We start from the raw sequence: 19,436 nt of genomic DNA on the forward strand, positions 1-19,436 counted from the left end.
CCGGACCCTCACCCCCCGGCGGGCAGACCGGTCGTCCGCGGGGCGTTGGCCAGGTGGGCCCCCACGCGCTTGACCATCAACGTCATCTCGTACGCCACCTGGCCCACGTCGGAGTCGGATTCGGCCAGGACGGCGAGGCAGCTGCCGTCGCCGGCGGCGGTGATGAAGAGGAACGCCTCGTCCAGTTCGACGACGGTCTGGCGGACCCGGCCGGCGTCGAAGTGGCGTCCCACGCCCTTGGCGAGGCTGTGGAACCCGGAGGCGACGGCGGCCAGATGCTCGCTGTCCTCCCGGGTCAGGTCCTGCGAGGCGCCGGTGGCGAGCCCGTCGCTGGAGAGCACCAGCGCCTTGCGGATGCTGGCGACGCGCTGGACGAGTTCGTCGAGCAGCCAGTTCAGTTCGCCCGAGCCGTGGCGTGCGGAGCCCTGGCGTGCGGAGTCGGGTGCTGCGGCGTTCGGTGCGGTCATCGACCGTCCCCTCCCGGAGTGGTTCCTGGTGCTGTTCCGCCGGGGCCGTTCGCGTCCTCGGCGTTCTGCCGACGACCGCGCTGCCAGCCGCGTTGGAGTGAGGCCATGCGGTTGCGTACGTCGTCCGCGTCCCGGTCGAAGTCGTCGGCCGTGTCCACGGGCGCCCGGTGCGGAGTCCGGTCTGCGGAGTCCTCACGGAGCTGGGGGGCGAGGCTGGCCTGCCGGACCCGCCGGGGCAGGCCGCCCACGGTGTCGGGCGCGGCCGGGCCGTCCGGCGCGGAGGCGGCCTCGCGGGGCGTCTCGGCGGGGCGGGGCTCGCGCGGTGTGGGCGGCGGGTGGGAAGCGCCGCCGGCAGCGGCGGGGCCGGCGGTCTCCTCGGCGCGCTCCGTGCCCTCGGTGCGGTCGCCGCCGGTGTGGGCGACCGGTCCGGTCGCGGCGCGCGGCTCGGCCGCCGCGCCGCCCCGGTCCGGGTGGCCGACGCGGCGGCCCCCGTCGGTGACGAGTGTCGGGGGCTTGCGGCGGGGCAGCGGCACCGGTCCGGCCGGGCGCATGGGACGGACCTCGGCGGTGGGGCCCTCCCCGTGGTCGCGGGCGTGCTGGTCGCGGTCGGCGGCGCGACGCGGTTCGCGGGCGCGGAAGATGCCGCCGTGCCCGCTCTCGGTGTCCTCCAGGTCGCGGACGCCGTCGAGCACCGGGCCGAGGGCCGGGTCCAGGGAGCGGTCCAGCGGTTCGCCGGGGAAGTCCAGCCCTCCCACGGGGGCCTCCAGTTCGACCGGGCCGTCCAGGACGCCCGAGCCCGTGCGCTGGGTGGGGACCGGGGCGAGCACGGCGGACCGGCCGGCCGCCCGGCGGTCTCCGGGCGCCCGCGGACCGTCGCGGCGGGAGCCGTCGGCGTCGTCGCGGCGGCCGGAGCCGATCGCCCGCTCGGCGCGGCGGTCGAGGCGGAAGCCGGTGCCGTGGGTGTCGGGGGCGTCGGTGAGCAGGTCGGCGGGGATGAACACGACGGCCGTGGTGCCTCCGTACGGCGATTTCTGGAGGGAGACCCGGACGTTCTGCCGCTGGGCGAGGCGGCTGACCACGAAGAGGCCGAGCCGGTCGGTGTCGGAGAGTTCGAAGTCGGGGGTCTCGGAGAGCCGGAGGTTGGCGTCGAGCAGCACGTCCGCCGGCATGCCGAGGCCGCGGTCGTGGATTTCGAGGGTGAAGCCGTTGGAGACGCGTTCGCCGTGCACCTGGACCGCGGTGTGCGGGGGCGAGAAGACGGTGGCGTTCTCCAGGAGTTCGGCGATCAGGTGGGTGAGGTCGGCCACGGCGGGGCCGCCCACTCCGATGCGGGGCAGCCGGCGGACCTCGACGCGCTCGTAGTCCTCGACCTCGGCGACGGCGGCCCGGACCACGTCCATCAGCTGGATCGGCTTGCGCCACTGCCGGGAGGGGGCGGCTCCGGAGAGGATCACGAGCCCTTCGGCGTGCCGCCGCATGCGGGTCGTGAGGTGGTCCAGGCGGAACAGGTCGGCGAGCTCGTCGCTGCTCTCGGTGCGGCGCTCCATGGCGTCCAGCAGGGTGAGCTGGCGGTGCAGCAGGACCTGGTTGCGGCGGGCGAGGTTGACGAAGACCTCGGAGACGCCGCGGCGCATGTCGGCCTGTTTGACGGCGGCCTCGACGGCGGCCCGCTGGAGGGTGTTGAGGGCCTGGCCGACCTGCCCGATCTCGTCGGGCCCGTGGCTGAGGTGCGGGGCCTCGGTCTCGACGTCGATCTGCTCGCCCGCGGCCAGCCGGCGCATGACGCTCGGGAGGCGGACGCCGGAGACCTCGTGGGCGTCCTTGCGGAGCCGGGACAGGTCGCGTACGAGCCGGCGGGCGATGCGTACGGAGACGAAGATCGAGACGATCAGGGCCAGGAAACCGAGGACTCCGGCGATCCCGGCCTGGACCAGGACCCGGATTCCGGCCGGTTTGGCACGGTCGTGGAAGCGGTGGCCCATCTCGGTGTAGTCGGCGGCCAGCCGGTCCAGGACGGGCGGGGCCGCCTCCTGCCAGCGTTCCGCGTCGACGGGGCCGGGGCGGTTCGCGGGGCCGGCGGCGATGAGGGCGTTCTCGGCGGTGCGCAGCGGTTCGGCGGCCGGGCTGTCCCAGAAGAGTTCGACGCGCCGGCGTTCGCCGGCGGGGAGGTTTTCGAGACTCAGGTCGTAGAGCATCTCGCGCTGGGCCACCAGGCCCGATATCCGGCGCAGTTCGGTGGTGGTGAACCGCCCGGCGATGAGGCCCGAGGCGACCAGCGCGTCCTCGCGGGCGAGCATCTCGCGAGCCCGGGAGATGCCGACCAGGGCCCGCACCTGCTGGTCCACCGTGAGGTTCTCCGTGGTGCGGAGCCCGTTGAGGAAGCGGTGCGAGGGGTCGATCAGGCCGTTGTAGAAGTCCATGGCCTTGGCCCGGCTGATGGTGCGCTTCTCGACCGAGGCGCGCAGCGACTCCAGTCCGTCGGCAGCGCTCAGGATGGCGTCCAGGCGGGTGCGAGCGGCTCCGTCCAACTCTTCGCGGACGTCCGGGCGGCGGGCGCTGTCCCGGACGTCCGCGACGACCCGGTCCGTGGCGGCGCGCCGGCGGAGCAGAAGGGGCAGGGCGTCGGAGGCCCGCGGATCGGCGAGGAAGACCAGGGTCTGGCGGCGTTCCGCCTGGATCGCCTGGACCGCGCCCTCCAGCGGATGGCCGATGTTCCTCATGACGGGGCCCACGCTCATCAAGTCGTGGGCCTGGCGGCCGGTGACGTACGTGGCCAGGACCCAGAGACCGGTGAGCGAGACGAGCGGCACCAGCAGCAATGCCACGATCTTCCTGCGGATGGACCTCCCGCGAAAGCGCATGGCCTCCCCCACATCGGCCCCGCACCGCGGGGGTGGACTTCTCCCGGTCGTCCCTCGACCCTGCCCCGATTCCCGCCGTGCGTACCCTGGCGTGTCGGACGAAGGCGGGTGAGGGGCCGTCCTGCGTCAATAAACGGCGTGAGCCTACTACTGACACAGAGACAACTCGACGACGCGTCCGGATGATTTTCGGCCCGGCGCAGCGTTGTTGACCATGAGTTGTCCTGGTATTGCCGGAGATCAATTTCGCGAAAGCGACAGAGGATCTCCGCCGGACCTCCGAATACGGGCACGCGCCAGTTGGCCGGAATTCTTCCTTCGGTGGCGTGCCGGCGGCCTGGAGGAGGGTCGCGGGGAATCTTCGGAGCCGGTGGTTCGTCCATATGTACGGGGTAGACGCAGAGCGGGGGCGTGCGCGGTACGGCGGACTCCATCCGCCCGCGTAGAACCGGCGCAAGCCGGGCAGCCACCCTGAAGTCGGACAGTGGTGGGGAGTTGAAGGTCCTTGAGCACGCAGGAGCGCGGCAGCACCGGAGCACCGGTCGGCGCCGCGGGGGCGGACGTCGCGGGCGGGGCGCGGATTCCGCGGCAGTTGTGGGTGGAGGAGCCGGCGGCCAGGCGGCGCATGCCCGATGCGGTGCGGACGGCCGCGGTGCGGGCCGTCCTGGCCACGTCGCTGACGATCATCCAGGCGATGATCGCCTTTCTGAGCACGGTGACCGGCTCCTGGCTGGCCTTCCCGATGGTGCTGAGCAGTGTGGCGAGCACGGTGGTGGCCACCTGGGCGGTGCTGGACGTGTGGGTGACCCGCCAGGTGTGGAACCAGCGCAACGGCGTCGTGTCGGTGCCGAGCAGCACGGCGCGGCAGATGCGGCGCGAGCGGCGCAGGGCGCAGAAGGCGGCGCGCGCCGCCGACCGGGACGGCCCGGCCGGGGGCATACGCGACCGGCTGAAGGCCGACGGCCTCTCGCGCGCCTGAGCGCGCCGTCCCCGTCCCAGCGCCTCGGCTCCTTCCCGGGGTGAAGCGCCGGGGTGAGGAGCGCCGGGGCGGGGGCGGGCTCCTCGCCGCTTCGGGACCCCTACGCTCCGCGCCGCGCCGGCACTCCCGGCCCCTCGGCGGTGGTCGCTTCGCTCCGCTTGAACATGCGGGTCGCCGTGATCTCGCCGTGGACGGTCTCTCCGTCCGGGTCCTGCTGCGGCAGCCCCGGACGCAGGTGCTCCTCCACGCTGATGTACTTCAGGCCCGCCCTCAGGTCCGCGTCGTTGCGCAACCGGATGACCAGCGGGAACTCGGCGAGAGCCGTCGTGTCGAACAGCCCCGTGGTGTAGAGCAGCTGCACGCCCAGCGCGTCCGACACCGCGCGCTGGAGCTCCAGCAGGTAGGTCGCGTTGGCCCGGCCGATCGGGTTGTCCAGGAACAGCGTCCCGGCGTGCCGGTGCCGGTCGCGGCCCCGGTCGTTGCTGCGCAGCGCCGCCATGGTGCAGTACAGGGCGATCGCGGCGGTGAGCAGCTGACCGCCGGAGAAGACGTCGCCCATCTGCCCGACCGGGACGCGCTCGGCGCGGAGCACGGCGTCCGGTTTGAGGATCTCGACCGCGATGCCCTTGGGCCGCAGAGCCGCCTCGACGCCCCGCAGCAGCAGCGACATGCCGTCCCTGCGCAGGTCGGAGTTCTTCTTGAGGGCGGCGTGGGTCGCCTCGTCGACGACCTCGCCGAGGCGTTCGGTGAGGGTGGCCTGGTCGGGCTCCTCGAAGCGGATCCGCAGGAACTCCTGCCCCGACCACTCCCCCAGGCCCTCCGGCAGCTGGGACAGGCGCTGGGCGGAGCGCAGCGTGGTGAGGGCCGATTCGACCAGGCCGCGCAGCCGGTCGACGATGGAATCGCGGTTGCGCTCCAGCTGGACCAGTTCGTCGGTGAGCACGCGCAGGCGCGGGGCGAAGGCGTCGGCCCACTTCCGGGCGTGTTCGGGCAGCGCCGAGGCCGGCAGTTCGCGGATCTGCTGGCGGGCGGGCGTGCGCACCTGCTCGTACCGGGTGGAGTTGGCGTGGCGTACGAGTACGTCGCTCGCCTCCCGTACGGCGCTCTCGGCCGCCGAGAGGTCTGCGCCGCAGCCGCGCAGGGAGCGGCGGGCCTCGGCGGCGGAGCGGCGGGCCTCCTCCAGCGTGCCGGGGTACGGCTCGGGCTCCTCGCTGCCCTCCTCCGGGCCGTGGTCGCGCAGGAGGTCGCGCAGGAGCGCGGCCGTCTCGTCGAAGCCGCCGGCGGAGTCCTCGGCGGTGCGGTGGGCGTGCAGCAGTTCGCTGTGGGCGGCGCGGGCGGTGTCCAGGGCCGCGGTGGCGGAGGCCAGTTCGGCGGTGGCGGTGCGCAGAAGGGCCTGGGCCTGTTCGGCGTCGGCGGGGACGAGCTCGTCGGGCAGCTCGGTGTGCCGGGCCCGCTCGTCGTCGGGCGCGAGCCGTTCGGCTTCGCCGCGCAGACGGCCGAGCTGCTCGCTGGCGGCCGAGGCCCTGGTCTCCAGGAGCTGGACGAGGGATTCGGCGCGGGCGGCGGCGGCCTGGCGGGAGGGGCCGTCGGCCCCGTCGGTGCCCTCCAGGAGCTGGGCGGCGCGGACCCGGACCTTGTTGGTGAGGCGGTCGAGCTCGGCCAGGGCGGCGCTCTCGTCGCTCTCGGCGCGGGCCTGCTCGGCGCGCAGGTCCGCGCCGACGCCGACCTTCTCGTACAGCTGGGAGGCGGCGCGGTACGCCTCGCGCAGGGTGGGCAGCGCGGTGCGGGACCGTGCTCCCTCGGGCTCCGGGAGGACTTCCGGGACGCCGGCGATCTCGGCGCGTTCGGCGCGCAGGGCGCGGGCGGTTCGGCGGGCGTCGTCGCCGGCGCGCTGGGCGGCCCTGCGGTCCTCGTCGGCGGCGCGGGCGAGGTCGAGGCAGACGGCGGCGCGGGACTCGGACTCGGCGGCCTCGTCGACCAGTTCACGCAGCCGCGCCTGCCAGCCCGACCGCTCGCGCAGGCGGTGGGCGAGCCCGGCGAGGGCGTCGGCGACGCGGCGGGCGCGCTGCGCGGCCTCCTGGCGTTCGTCGCGGACGCGGGCGGTCTCGGCTGCGCTCTCGTCGGCCTCGGCGCGGGCCGTGCGGGCCTCGGCCAGCACGGCGTCGGCGTGCTCGGCCGCCGTTCGGGCGGTGGCGGCGGCCGTGGCCAGTTCGGCGAGCATGCCGGGCGGGCAGTCGGCGCGCCAGGAGCCGATCCGGGCGGCCAGGGCGCGGTCGCCGGAGAGCCGGGCGGCGAGGGACCTGATGTCCTCGTCGCGGGCGGCGGCCCGGCTGCGCAGGGCGTGGCGCTCCTCGTCGGCGGCGTGTTCGTCGTGCATGGCCGGGTTCGGCGGCACGAGGAAGACGCCGTCGGCCTGGGCGCCGGATCCGGAGCCGGCGTCGGGGACGGGGGCCAGCAGGGCGGCGGCCGTGCCGACGGCGACGGCCGAGCGGGGCAGCAGGGCGGCGCTGCCGAGGACGTCGCGGGCGCGGGTGTGGGCGTCGGGGTCGGTGATGACCACGCCGTCGACGAGCTCCGGGCGGGCGGCGAGGACGGCGGCGTGGTCGGCCGGGTCCACGGCCTGGGCCAGGTAGCGCCAGCCGGGCAGGGCGGGGATGCCGTGCTCGCCCAGGTACTCGACGGTGGCCAGCACGTCGGGGCCGGGAGGCAGCAGGCCGCCCTCGCCGAGGGCGCCGAGGATGCGGGCGTCGTCGGCGGCGGCGGTGCGCAGGTCGAAGAGGCGGCGTTCGGCGGCGGTGACGGCGTGGTCGAGGAGGTCGCGCAGTTCGTCGGCGGAGCGGTCGAACTCCTCGGCGCTCAGCGGCCGGTGGGCCGGGGAGCGCTGGTCGGGGAGGGCAGGCGCGCGGTCCTGGGCGGGCTCGGCGGCCGTGCCGTCGCCGCCGCGGGCGCGGTCCGCTCCGGTCCGGGCCGGTCCGGCCGTCCGGTCGGCGGCTTCCCGGCGCGGGTGCGGGACGCCGGTGGCGGAGGGCAGGCCGAGGAGGTCGGCGAGGCGGAGGTCGGCGGCGATGGATTCGGCGGCCCGCAGCTCGGCCTCGTGGGACTGCCCGGCGGACGCGGCGGCGTCGGCGGCGCGGGCGGCGGCCAGTTCGGCGCGGCTCTCGGCGGCGGCGGCTTCGCGGGCGCGGTCGGCGGTCCCGCGGGTGGCTTCGCGGGCGGTGTCCCAGGCGGCGACGGCGGACTGCTCGGCGTCGCTGGCGGCGAGGGCGGCGCGGGCCGGGTCGGCGTCGGGCGCGGTGTCGTCGAGCCAGCCGGCCCGGACGGCTTCGGCGGTCTCCTGCTCGACCTCGGCGAGGCGCTGGCGCAGGTGTCCGGCCTCGCTGCGGGCGCGCTGGGCCTCGGTCGCGGCGACGGTGGCGTCGCGGTGGGCGCGTTCGCCGGCGGCCTGGAGGGTGTCGGAGCGCTCCTCCTCCTCGTTGGCGACGCGCTCGCCCTCCTCGGCGGCGGTGTGCAGGGCCCGTACGAGGTCGGCGGCGGCGGTGGCACGGGCGGCGAGGGCCGGGGCGGCGTCGCGCTCCGCCTCGCGGATGGCGACGGCGACCCTGGCGGAGCGGTCGGCGGCGGCGCGGTGGCGCAGGACGGCCTCGGCGGCCTGCCAGGCCGCGTGCAGGGTGCGGGCCTCGACCAGTTCGCGGCGTCCGGCGGCGGCGCTCTTCTCGGCGGCGGCCAGCGCCAGGGAGGCGTGGCGGAAGGCGAGTTCGGCGGCGATGCGGTCGCGGCGGCCCCGTGCGGCCTCGGCTTCGGTGACGCTGTGGGCGGCGGCCGTGACCCGCTCGGCGAGTTCGCCGGTACGGCCGCGTTCTCCGGCGGCGCGCGCGGTGAGGCGGCGGGCGAGGGTGCGGGTGCGGCGTTCGGCGGCGGCGTGGACGTCCCGGGTGCGGGCGCGGGCGGCGGTGGCGTCGACGATGCGGCCGAGCAGGTCGACCGAGCCGGCGGTGAAGTCGCGTTCGGCGGTCAGTTCGGCGCGGCGGCCCAGTTTGTTGCCGAAGCCGCTGACCAGGTCGGCGAGGCCGTCGGTGTCGCGGGTGTCGGTGACGGCGCGCAGCAGCAGGTCGGTGAAGTCGGAGTCCTTCTTGACGGCGAAGAGGCCGGCCGCCTCGCCCTCGTCGGCGTTCATCTCGCGCTGGTAGCGGAAGAGTTCGGGGTCGAGTCCGAGGTCGCCGAGGTGTTCGTTCCAGCGGTCGTGGATCTCCTCCCAGTGCACGTCGAGGTGCTGGTAGAACTTGCCGGCGTCCATCAGGGCGTCGCGGAAGCCCTTCATGGTGCGGCGTCTGCCGCGGGCCGCGGAGACGCCTTCGGCGGGGCGTCCGACGGCGGACGCCTCGGCGACGGGGAGGTTGTCCAGGCTGAGTCCGGGGCCGGGGCGGAAGGAGTACCAGGCCTCGGCGAACTTGCGGGGGTCGTTGGAGACCTGGCGGCCCCGCCATTCGCTGACCTTGCCGACGACGACGCATTCCCCGGTGCGGGTGTGCTGCCACTCCAGGGCGACGTGGCCGCAGTCGTCCGCGAGGAGGAACTTGCGCAGCACGCCGGAGCTGGCGCCGCCCAGGGTGTTGCGGTGACCGGGGAGCATCACCGAGAAGATCAGCTTGAGCAGGACGGACTTGCCGCCGCCGTTCTCCAGGAAGAGGACGCCGGCGGGGGCCGGGCGGCGCGGCGGTCCGACCGGTTCGTCCTCGAAGAACTCCGCCTGGGCGGGCGCGGGGTCGGGGACGGGTGCGCCGACGCCGCGCAGGTCGAGGACGGTGTCGGCGTAGCGCGCACCGGCAGGTCCGATGGAGTAGAGGCGGACCCGGGACAACTCGTACATGGCGGCGGACTCTCGTCGTTCGGTGAGCGGGCGGCGGCGTGGGGCTCGGGACTCAGGCGTGGAAGGGCAGGCCGGCGTCGGTGGCCAGCTCCGGGTCGTCGGGGTCGGGCGGCGGCAGCAGGGTGGCGGAGCCGTCGGTGACGGGGACCACGCCCAGCTCCAGCAGTTCGGCCATGGCGGCGCCGCCCGCCATGTCGCGGACCTGGAGCTGGTAGCGGGCGGTGGTGCGGTAGGCGCCGCCCGCGTCGTCGCCGGTGCGCTGGAGGAAGCCGGAGTCGGTGAGGAAGGCGACGGCCTTGCCGATGATGCCGGTGGTGGAGCCGGCGAGCCGCCGGGCGTCCTTGGTGGCGCCGGTGGAGCTGCGCCGGGCGTAGATCCGCCAGCCCGCTTCGAGGCCGGGCGCGTCGGTGGCCGGGTCGGAGTTGTCGCCCTGCTCGTCGGCGCGCTCCTCGAGGCGGCGGCAGGTCTGGCGTACGAAGGCGTCGACGCCGTTGACGGTGATGCGGCCGATGTAGGCGTCGTCGGCGAGGTCCTCGGGGCGCGGGAAGGCCAGGGCGGCGACGGCGAGGTGGGCGAGGCCGTGCAGGAAGCGGTCGGCGGCGTCGGAGGAGGCGCGGCGGGCGTAGTCGCCCATGCGGACGGCGAAGACGGAGTCCTCGCCCGCGGTGACGGCCATCCCGGCGCGCGGCGAGACCTCCAGGACGATGAGGCCGAGCCCGGTGGCGACGGCGTCGGCGAGGCGGGCGAAGGCGCTCTCCTCCCGGTAGCGGCGGAGCAGTTCGGCGTACTCGGCGTCGCGGGCGGGCACCAGCTTGGGCTGGAGCCCGAAGGAGACCAGCCGGGCGGCGTCGGCGGCGTCGGCCGGGGTGACGGGCGACGGGCCGGGCGGCTCGGCGGAGTCCGCGGCGTACGCGGTCGGGGGTTCGGCCCACGCGTCGTGGTGCTCGGCGTCGTGGTCGCTCACGGCTGGGACTCCTCGGTGCGGAAGGTGTGCGGGTGCTGCGGGCGGGCGGGTCCGGTCACGAGGCGTCCTTGCGGTCGGCGGCCATCCCGGCGGCGTCCAGGAGGGCGGTGCCGACGATCAGGTCCGCGCCGCCGAACTCCGGGTCCGTGAGCTCCGTGCCGTCGTCGACCGCGAACAGCAGGCGGCGTTCGCCCTGCCGGTAGGCGGTGCCGACCGGCGGGCTGGCGGCGTGGACGGCGAGGAGCGCGACGAGGTAGGCGAGGTCGGCGTCGCCGGTGCCGCGGGCCTCGGCGAGCAGTCCGGAGAGCCGGCGGGGCGCGTCGTGCTCCAGGTCGAGCAGGGCCGTCGCACGGGCCAGTTGGTCCTCGCTGAACCGGCTGTCGTCCGGGGTGGCGATGAGGTCGGGCTCGGGCATCTCGGCGCCCAGGTGCTCGCGCTCCAGGGGCGGGGTGAGCAGCAGGTCGACCAGGTCGGCGACGCGGACGGCGGTGGGTGTGCGCAGTCCGGTGCCGCGGGCGAAGAAGGCGTCGGTGGCGCGCAGGGACTGCTCGACGGGCAGCGGCAGGAGCGGGGCGAGGAGTTGGCCGTAGAGGTCGAGCCCGGTGCGGGCGGCCGGGGCGGCGAACGCCTGCCGGTCCTGTTCGGCGCGGAAGAGCGGCCCGGCCTCCAGCAGCCGGGACTGGAGCTGGGTGTGGCGGCGGATGCAGTCCTTGACGATGTCGACGAGCTCGGCGGCGCGGCGCTTGTGCTCGGGGTCCTCGGCCTCGTCGCGGGCCTTGCGGATGTTGGTGAGGATCGCGTTCTCGTGGCGGTAGCGGTCGGCTACGTGGTCGAGTGCTTCGGCGATCATGTCGGGGACGGTGTTGAGCCAGTCGACGGCGCGCACGTTGCGCCGGGTGGCCTCCAGGGTGCGGCGCAGCGTCTCGGCGTACTGCACGGTGCGGTAGCGGGCCTGTTCGGCGGCGAGTTGGGCGTCGGCGAGCCGGCCGCGGCTGATCAGGACCTCCAGCTTGACCTCGGCGGCGATCTGGGCGCTGGTGACGTCGGTGTCCAGTGCGCCGACCAGGACGTTGACCGCTTCGTCGGTGGCGCGGAGGTAGACGCTGCCGCCGTATCCCGGGACCTCCTCGATCAGCTTGAAGTCGTAGTCCCGGCGTACGTAGACGCCGTCGGGTCCGAAGGTGCCGTAGACGGCCCGGAAGCCGCGGTCGACGCTGCCGACGTTGATCAGGTTCTCCAGGACCCAGCGGGCGACGCGTTCGTGTTCGGCGACGGGGCGGTCCGGGGCCTGGGCGCCGACCCGGGGCAGCAGTCTGGCCACTATCTGCTCGTGGTCGGCGCCGGTGTCGAAGTCCATGTTGAGCGTGACGTGGTCGATGGCCGCGAGGGCGACTTCGGCCATGGCGTAGACGGTGTACTCGCCGGCCAGGTTCGCCTTGCGCACGTCGAGGTCGTGCAGCGGCGCCGTGCACGCGAGCGCGCGCAGCCGGCGGGAGAGCCCCTCGTCGGCGGCGGGGCCCGGGGCGGGCCGCGGGCCCCCGCTGAGCTGCGGCGCAGCGGTTTCGGTGTAGGCAGGCGAAGTCACGTGGGACAGATTAGGTCCTCGCACCGACAACGGTCGAAACGGCGCTAATGCGACCGGTGCCGGGCCGTCCCGCACCCCGCGCGGGCGCGGAGTCCGGGGGGAAGCCTACGGGGTGAGCGGCCGTCGGGTCCGGCCGGGCCGGGTGCCCGGCGGGGGCGCCTCCGGGCGCGACGGGTATCCGGTGAGTGCGCGTCCTGCGGGCCGGGCCCGCAGGACGCGTCCGCCGACGGCCCTCCCGCCGCCCCGGCGTCAGACGGCGGGGGCGTCCGGCCCGATCCGGCTGCGTACGGCGGTCTGCACCTCGGCCTCCTCGGCCGGGTCGGCCGCGAGGCGGCGCAGCCGTTCGGCCACGCGGATGTCGCCGGTCTCCGCGTGGAGGGCGGCCACCTCGCGGGTGGTCTCCTCGCAGTCCCAGAGGCATTCGACCGCGAATCCGGTCGGGAAGGAGGGATCGGTGGCGGCCAGGGCGCGGGCGGCCCGGCCGCGCAGGTGCGAGGACGACGTCTCGCGGTAGACGTGGCGCAGCACGGGTGCGGCGCAGTCGATGCCGAGGCGTCCGGCGCCGTCGACGAGCGTCCACAGCGTCGGGGTGTCGGGGCCTTCGCCGCGTACGGCTTCGCGGAGTGCGCCGAGGACATGGGGAGCGTCCTGGGCGGCCCCGCGACGGGCGAGGATTCCGGCGGCGGAGGCGCCGAGGGCGTCCGGGCGGCGGGCCCAGCGCCGGGCGCGCTCGACGGCGTCGCCGCCGGCCATCCGCTCGAAGGCGGCGACGGCCGCGTCGGCGACGGTGCGGACGGGGCTGAGGGCCGCGGCTTCGACGAGGTCGAGGACGGCTGGGTCGGCCGCCTCGGCGAGGTAGTGCAGCGCGGCGCAGCGGGCGCCCTCCGGTCCGCCGCGGGCTGCTTCGAGGATGGCGGGGCGGTCGTCGGGGCCGGCGACGGCGGCGAGGCAGCGGGCGGCGGGCACGTGCAGTTCGCTGCCGCGTTCCAGTGCCTGCTGGGCCCAGTCGAAGACGGCCTGGACGCTCCAGCCGGGGCGGGGACCTCCGGGTCGCATCTGGCGCTGCCATCGGTCGAACGAACCCTGCTCGGTGGCCGCCCGCACGCGGGCCCCGACCGCCTCGCGCGGATCGTCCGCCCACAGCCGCCAGGGCCGGGGTTCGAAGGAGTCCCGGACGGCGGCGGCGAGTTCGGCGCCGCCCTCGGCGGTGGAGGGGAAGCGGCCGAGGACGGGCAGGGCGAGGGAGCGCAGACCGGCGTCGTCGTCGCGCAGGGCGAGCTCGTCCAGCGCCCACGCCCAGTTGGCTCCGCCGGCCGCGTAGCGGCGGAGCAGGGCCAGGGCGTCGCCGCGCCCGTACGAGGCGAGGTGGCCCAGGACGGAGAGCGCCAGCCCGGTGCGCGTGTCGTCGGTGTCGACCAGGTCGTCAGGGTCGAAGAGGTGCCGCTCGATCTCTTCGACGCCGCCGTCGAGGTCGAGGTAGAGGCGCGCGTAGTAGAGGGAGCGGTTCTCCACCTGCCAGTCGTGACGGGGATCGCTCACGACGCAGTGGTTGAGGGCCGCCAGGGCCTCGGGGCGCGGTGCGGCGAGCGCGTGGAGCGTGCCGTCGCCGCGGCCCCTCTGCAGCAGGCCGAGCAGGGTGCCGCTCGGCGCTATGAACGGATCGAACATGGAAGAAGGCCTCACATCAAGCTGTCGACGCAACCGGGACTGTGCAGTGCCCCGCGCCCGAGGGCACGGGGAGGTGTCCGGGGGACACCTCTACGCCGCGCAGTGACATGATCGGCCGACCGCCGTCTTCCGCCTGGTGTAGCGCATCTTCCTCTGCCTCTCGTCGGTGGCCCTGGGCGGGCCCGCGACGTCATGATGACCCAGCCATTTCGCCACCGCGACCACATTTACGACGGACCGGTCACCGGACCGCACCGCGGACGCGCCCCCGAGCGCGCCCGTCGCCGCCTCAGCGGGCACCGAAGCGTTCCAGCAGGGCGGTCTTGCCGAACATCCGGGCGGTGTCCCGTGCGGACGGCGTTCCGGCGGCCGGGTCGGCGCCCGCGGCCAGCAGGGCGTCGATGACGGCGTCCTCGCCCTTGAAGACGGCTCCGGCCAGCGGGGTCTGGCCGCGGTCGTTGGCCCGGTCGGGGTCGGCGCCGCGGGCGACGAGGGCGGTGACCGCCTCGGCGTGCCCGTGGTAGGCGGCGAGCATCAGCAGGGTGTGGCCGTGGTCGTTGGTGAGGTTCACGGGGACGCCCGCGTCGACGTAGGCGGCGAGCGCCGCCGTGTCCCCGGTGCGGGCCAGGTCGTAGACCTTGGTCGCCAGCTCGACCACCTCGGGATCGGGGGTTTCGCTCATCGGACGGACCGCCTTCCTTGACTGCTTCGGCGGCGGGTGCCGCCGCTGTTGACCTGGCACGGAGTACGGCTCGGGCCGTACGGGTGAATCGACAGGGTACTGCTCCGGGACCGACATGGGCCGGGCCGCGGGCGGCAAGGGATCACCGCGGGCGGTCCCGCCGCGCAGGGACGGCGCGATACCGCTCCCGGCGGCGCGATTCGCTCCGCCGGTCAGGTGAAAATATGATCCTTTCACCCTTTCGCACCTTTAATCGTATAGATACTTCCTGTGATCCTGGAAGGACTCATGGTGACCGTCCCCCTCAACCAGGAGAACCGCTCATGATCCTTTCCATCTCGGGCGTGGTACTGCTCGCCATCGTCGTCTTCCTGTTCTTCAAGAAGGACGGGCTCAAGGCCTCGCACGCCATCGTGTGCGCCCTGTTCGGCTTCTACCTGGCCGGCACCGCCATCGCGCCGAGCATCACGGCCGGCGGGGCGAGCCTCGCCGGACTGCTGGGCGGGATCAAGTTCTGACGCTCCACGACCGCTTCCGCCCCTTCACGACCCGCTTCCGCCCCTTCAGGTTCCACCCCTTCAGGAGACAGACGTGGCCCGGCGACCACTCCCCCGCATTCTGAGCAGCGGCAGCGTTTCGATCACTCGCGGCAGAGAGATCGCGCGCACGACCGCCGACAACGCCACCGACGTGCTCCATCCGCTGATCACGATCGTGCGTGGTCTGCGGCTGCTGGCCGTGTCCGGCCGGCGCAGGTGGGCCGCGACGCCCAGGGAACGGCGCGGTCCCAAGCTGTTCCTCGCCGCCGCCTGCGTGCTGGTTCTGGCGCTCATCCCCTACGGGACCATCCTGGCCCTGGTCACGGTGATGGGCGCCGCCGCATGGAGGGGGAGGGAGCGGACCCCGGCGAAGACCGGCCCCGACGAGGCCGAGTCCGCACGGCTGCGCGCCCTGTACGAGGCGCTCGTGCCGTACTTCTCGGTGCCCGACGACCCCGGCCCGCTGTTCTCCCACGGCGGAGACTGGGACAAACCCTTCGACGCGTACGCGTTCGACGGCGACGGGCGGATCAGCCGCCTGGGGATCTCCTACCCGCCGTACTTCACCGACGGCGAGGCCGCCGCCCGCTCCCGTGTCGAGCAGGTGCTGCACGCCAAGTCGGGGCGCGGACGCGAGTACCGCTTCGACTGGGACGAGGAGGCCAACCGGCTCGTGATGACGGTGCTGGAGGCGCTGCCGGCCTCGATCGCCGCCCAGCGCTTCGTCACGGCCCCCGGCGAGACGGTCCTGGGCTTCACCGATCCGGACGCGGTACGGCGCACGGTGCCCGTGGTGGACGGCGACGCGACCGCGGACGCCTCCCCCGTCGTCTGGCGGACCGGCGCCCGCTCCACCGAGCCGCACCTGCTGGCCGTCGGGCATCCGGGCGCCGGACTCACCACCCTGGTCCGCTCCATCGCCCTGCAGTCCCTCCAGCACGGGGACGTCGTGGTCGTCGACGGCAGCGGCACCGGCGAGTACGCGGCCCTGGCCGGACGCCGGGGCGTCCTCGCCGTCGAGTCCGGCCTGACCGGCGCGCTGGCCACCCTGGAGTGGGCCGCGCACGAGACGGAGCGCCGGCTCATCGCCGCCAACCGCGCCCGGCAGGCGGGCCATCCGCTCCCCGACGACATCGGACGACCGCTCTGGATCCTGCTGGACCGCCCGGCGGCCCTCGGCCACCTCGCCGCGGCCGACGGCAGGCCCGACCCGCGCGACCTGCTCCAGGTGCCGCTGCGGCACGGCCGGGCGGCCGGCGTCACCGTCGTCCTGGCCGATCAGTTCGACGCCCTGGAGACGCTGACCGAGACCGTGCGGACCCACACCCGCGCCCGTGCGGTCCTCGGCCCGGCCTCCCGCGAGCAGATCGCCGCCGTCCTCGGCGCCGAACCGCACACCACGCCGCCGCCGGAGATGCCGGCGGGCCGGGGCTACGCGCGCCTGGGCACCGGCCCGGTGCTGCGGCTCCAGGTCCCGGCCACCCCGGACCCGTACGACGACGCCACCAGCCAGGCGCACCGGCAGGCGGTGCTCGACCTGCTGCCGGAGCGGGACAGCACCGCCGCGGGGGCCTCCGGCCACCGGGCGGACGACGGCGCGACGGAGCAGGTCCCCGTGGCGGCGCTGCCGCCCGTCCGGCCGGCCGAGCCGCCGGCCCACGCGCAGCCGGCCGCCGCCGAGGGCTGACCGGTCCACCGTCCCGCCGGGCGGGCGGCTCCCCGCGCGCCCGGCCGCCGCCGTACGGCGCTCAGGCCACGAAACTGCGGGGCGCGTCGGCCCCGGCGCCCGCTCCCGACCGCACGAGGTCGACGGCCGCGGCCAGCCGCACCGCCGCCTCCTCGGCCACCGGCCCGCCGACGGTGAACGGCAGCCGCACGTATCCCTCGAAGGCCCCGTCCACCCCGAACCGGGGGCCCGACGGCACCCGGACGCCGACCCGCTCCCCCGCCACGGCCAGCCGCGAGCCGGAGAGTCCGCCGGTGCGCACCCAGAGCGTCAGCCCGCCCCGCGGCACCGCGAACTCCCAGTCCGGCAGCTCGCGGCGCACCGCCGCGACCAGGGCGTCGCGGTTCTCCCGCGCCTGCTCCCGCCGCACCTGAACCGCCTCCTCCCAGCCGCCCGTGCCCATCAGCCAGTTGATCGCGAGCTGTTCCAGGACCGGGGTGCCCATGTCCGCGTAGGCGCGGGCCGCCACCAGGCTGCGCACCACGTCCGGCGCGGCCCGCACCCAGCCGATCCGCATGCCGGCCCAGAACGCCTTGCTGGCCGAACCCACGGTCAGCACCGTGCTCCCGGCCGGGTCGAAGGCGCAGACCCGGCGCGGCATGGCGACGGGGTCCAGGCGCAGCTCGTTCATCGTCTCGTCGACGACCAGCACCGTGCCGGCGGACCGGGCCGCGTCCACCAGGTCCCGGCGCTGCTGCTCGTCGGCGAGCGCGCCGGTCGGGTTGTGGAAGTCGGCCACCACGTAGGCGAGCCGGGGCGCGGCGTCCCGCAGGACCTGCCGCCACCGGTTCATGTCCCAGCCCCGGAGGCCCTCACCCATCGCGACCGGGACCAGGCGGGCCCCGGTCTCGCGCATCAGCTGGAGGATGTTGGCGTAACTGGGGGACTCGACGGCGATCCGCTCGCCGCGGCCCGCGAAGAGGTGGCAGATCGCGTCGATGGCGCCCATCGCCCCGGTGGTGACCATGATCTGCTCCGGCATGGTCGGGACGCCGAGCGCGGTGTAGCGGTCGGCGATCGTCTGCCGCAGCGCGGGCAGTCCGGCCGGGTAGTCGCCGTGCGTGTGGGCGTACGGCGGCAGTTCGTCCAGCGCGCCCCGCACGGCGCGGGTGAGCCAGGGTTCCGGTGCGGGCAGCGAGGCGCAGCCCAGGTCGATCATCGAGCCGAGCGATTCCGGCGGCAGCGGTTCCAGGCCTCGCGCGGGCAGCGGGTTGCCGGCCGGCACGGCGGTCCAGCTGCCCGCCCCGCGCCGCGACTCCAGGAAGCCCTCGGCCCGCAGGGCCTCGTAGGCGGCGGCGACGGTGGTGCGGCTGACGGAGAGCGCGAGGGCCAGTTCGCGTTCGGCGGGCAGTCGGGCGGCGACCGGGACCCGGCCCTCCAGCACGAGCAGGCGTACCCCGTCGGCGAGGGCCCGGTAGGCGGGCGGCTTCCGGCCGCCGGGGCCCGTCGGGCGGCTCTGCTGGGCGCGGAGTTGCCGGGCGAGCTGGGCCGCCCCTACCGTCGAAGTCCACTGAGCCATCGAAATCAGTCCACCTTCCTCGAATTGGCCATGGTTGGTGGCCGATCCCCTGCCACAGGGTGACACGCAGCAGTCCACTATCACCACAGCAGGGGGCACCTCATGTCCAGGACCACCGCCGACGGCTCCACCCACCTCACCCGACGGCTGGTCCAGCTGTACGCCGGCCTGACGCTGTACGGGGCGAGCGCGGCGCTCCTGGTGCGGGCGGAGCTGGGTCTGGAGCCGTGGGGCGTGCTGCACCAGGGCCTCGCGGAGCGGACCGGCGTCTCGATCGGGGTCGTCTCGATCGCCGTCGGCGCGGTCGTGCTGCTGCTGTGGATACCGATGCGGCAGCGCCCCGGGCTGGGCACCGTGTCGAACGTGTTCGTGGTCGGCCTGGCGATGGACGGGACGCTCGCGCTCGTCGGCGACCTCGACGGGCTCGGGCTGCGGATTCCCGCGATGGCCGTGGGCGTCGTGCTGAACGGTCTGGCGACCGGGCTCTACATCACGGCCCGCTTCGGCCCCGGCCCCCGTGACGGCCTGATGACCGGGCTGCACCGGGTCACCGGCCGGTCGGTGCGGCTGGTGCGCACCGCGCTGGAGGTGGCCGTGGTGGCGACCGGTTTCGCGCTGGGCGGCTCCGTGGGCGTGGGCACGGTGCTGTACGCCTTGGCGATAGGCCCGCTGGCCCAGCTGTCCCTGCGGCTGTTCGCGCTCCCCGCGCGGGGCGGGGCCGCCGCCCCCGTGGCGGGCGGAGCGCCGTCCGCCGGTTCCGGCCCCGTTGCCGCCCCGGCGTCCGGGCAGGCCATACTGCCGCAGTGAACCCGAGCCGTCACCCCTATCTCGACCATCCGGCGCCGATCGCCTTCGCCCACCGCGGCGGGGCGGCGGACGGCGTGGAGAACACCGCGTCGGCCTTCCGCCGGGCCGCCGCGGCGGGCTACCGCTACTTCGAGACCGATGTGCACACCACGGCGGACGGCCGGCTGGTCGCCTTCCACGACGCGACCCTGGACCGGGTCACCGACGCACGGGGCAGGATCGACGCCCTGCCGTGGAGCGAGGTGCGCCGGGCCCGGGTGGCGGGCCGCGAACCGCTTCCGCTGTTCGAGGAGTTGCTGGAGGAGTTTCCGGCGGCCCGCTGGAACGTGGACCTCAAGGCGGAGTCGGCGCTGATCCCTCTGCTGGAGCTGATCCGCCGTGCCGACGCCTGGGACCGGGTCTGCGTCGGCTCCTTCTCCGAGGCCCGGGTCGCCCGCGCGCACCGCCTGGCCGGGCCGCGCCTGGCCACCTCGTACGGGGTGCGCGGGGTGCTGGCGCTGCGGGCCCGCTCGTACGGGATTCCGGCGCCGCTGCGGGCCGGGGCGGTGTGCGCGCAGGTCCCGGAGAGGCAGAGCGGGATCCGGGTGGTCGACGGGCGGTTCGTCCGCACGGCTCACGCCCTCGGACTCCAGGTGCACGTCTGGACCGTCAACGAGCCGGACCGGATGGCGGCACTTCTGGACCTCGGCGTGGATGGCATCATGACCGATCACATCGAGACGCTGCGTACGGTGCTGAGCGAGCGGGGGGCATGGGCCTGACGCCGTGCCCG

Annotated in this window: 13 protein-coding genes; 5 read left to right on the forward strand and 8 right to left on the reverse strand. The window is 75.2% G+C overall.

All coding sequences use genetic code 11. The features are described from left to right. Positions 1 to 8 precede the first annotated feature (8 nt). Positions 9 to 467 (reverse strand): roadblock/LC7 domain-containing protein, encoded by a 459-nt coding sequence (locus EES43_RS03310; RefSeq protein ID WP_124267271.1) that lies wholly within the window; start codon positions 465 to 467, stop codon positions 9 to 11. Next, positions 464 to 3,328 carry a sensor histidine kinase gene (locus EES43_RS03315; protein WP_124267272.1) on the reverse strand — a complete coding sequence of 955 codons (2,865 nt, stop codon included), beginning with the start codon at positions 3,326 to 3,328 and terminating at the stop codon, positions 464 to 466. Before EES43_RS03315 ends, EES43_RS03310 begins: the two co-directional genes overlap by 4 nt. Before the next feature lie 625 nt (positions 3,329 to 3,953). Between EES43_RS03315 and EES43_RS03320 the strand changes: the two genes are divergently transcribed. Continuing rightward, positions 3,954 to 4,307: a hypothetical protein gene (locus EES43_RS03320; protein ID WP_124271771.1), complete on the forward strand. Its 354-nt coding sequence runs from the start codon at positions 3,954 to 3,956 to the stop codon at positions 4,305 to 4,307. 100 nt (positions 4,308 to 4,407) lie between these two features. On the opposite strand, the gene EES43_RS03325 is transcribed toward EES43_RS03320, so the two are convergent. The 5 genes from EES43_RS03325 to EES43_RS03350 form a co-directional block, all read right to left on the reverse strand. Beyond that, positions 4,408 to 9,174 carry a hypothetical protein gene (locus EES43_RS03325; protein WP_124267273.1) on the reverse strand — a complete coding sequence of 1,589 codons (4,767 nt, stop codon included), beginning with the start codon at positions 9,172 to 9,174 and terminating at the stop codon, positions 4,408 to 4,410. 52 nt (positions 9,175 to 9,226) lie between these two features. Next, positions 9,227 to 10,138 (reverse strand): hypothetical protein, encoded by a 912-nt coding sequence (locus EES43_RS03330; RefSeq protein WP_124267274.1) that lies wholly within the window; start codon positions 10,136 to 10,138, stop codon positions 9,227 to 9,229. Between the two features lie 55 nt (positions 10,139 to 10,193). Continuing rightward, entirely contained in the window at positions 10,194 to 11,723 is a 1,530-nt protein-coding gene (locus tag EES43_RS03335; protein ID WP_124267275.1) for a hypothetical protein, read from the reverse strand. Positions 11,724 to 11,972: 249 nt separating this feature from the next. Beyond that, positions 11,973 to 13,391, reverse strand: coding sequence for a HEAT repeat domain-containing protein (locus EES43_RS03340; RefSeq protein ID WP_124267276.1), 1,419 nt, complete (start codon positions 13,389 to 13,391; stop codon positions 11,973 to 11,975). A gap of 289 nt (positions 13,392 to 13,680) precedes the next feature. Then, positions 13,681 to 14,073 carry an ankyrin repeat domain-containing protein gene (locus tag EES43_RS03350; RefSeq protein ID WP_124267278.1) on the reverse strand — a complete coding sequence of 131 codons (393 nt, stop codon included), beginning with the start codon at positions 14,071 to 14,073 and terminating at the stop codon, positions 13,681 to 13,683. Between the two features lie 323 nt (positions 14,074 to 14,396). On the opposite strand from EES43_RS03350, the gene EES43_RS03355 reads away from it, so the two are divergent. Together EES43_RS03355 and EES43_RS03360 are read left to right on the forward strand one after the other, a co-directional pair. Beyond that, entirely contained in the window at positions 14,397 to 14,591 is a 195-nt protein-coding gene (locus EES43_RS03355; RefSeq protein WP_003970432.1) for a hypothetical protein, read from the forward strand. A 73-nt stretch (positions 14,592 to 14,664) separates the two neighbouring features. Then, on the forward strand, positions 14,665 to 16,299 hold the full coding sequence (locus EES43_RS03360; RefSeq protein WP_124267279.1) for a hypothetical protein: 1,635 nt from the start codon (positions 14,665 to 14,667) through the stop codon (positions 16,297 to 16,299). Between the two features lie 61 nt (positions 16,300 to 16,360). Here EES43_RS03360 and EES43_RS03365 read toward each other — a convergent pair whose 3' ends face one another. After that, the gene (locus tag EES43_RS03365; RefSeq protein WP_124267280.1) at positions 16,361 to 17,857 is read right to left on the reverse strand and encodes an SCO1417 family PLP biosynthesis transcription factor; all 1,497 of its coding nucleotides are present in this window, start codon (positions 17,855 to 17,857) and stop codon (positions 16,361 to 16,363) included. A gap of 102 nt (positions 17,858 to 17,959) precedes the next feature. Here EES43_RS03365 and EES43_RS03370 point away from each other — a divergent pair, with 102 nt between their 5' ends. Next, positions 17,960 to 18,664: a membrane protein YczE gene (locus tag EES43_RS03370; RefSeq protein WP_124267281.1), complete on the forward strand. Its 705-nt coding sequence runs from the start codon at positions 17,960 to 17,962 to the stop codon at positions 18,662 to 18,664. Continuing rightward, complete coding sequence (locus EES43_RS03375; protein ID WP_124267282.1) at positions 18,661 to 19,425, forward strand: glycerophosphodiester phosphodiesterase family protein; 765 nt, start codon at positions 18,661 to 18,663, stop codon at positions 19,423 to 19,425. The genes EES43_RS03370 and EES43_RS03375 overlap by 4 nt, the downstream gene beginning before the upstream one ends. The last annotated feature ends 11 nt before the right edge of the window (positions 19,426 to 19,436 follow it).

Origin of the sequence: Streptomyces sp. ADI96-02 (genome assembly GCF_003846185.1) — a bacterium.
GTDB lineage: Bacteria > Actinomycetota > Actinomycetes > Streptomycetales > Streptomycetaceae > Streptomyces.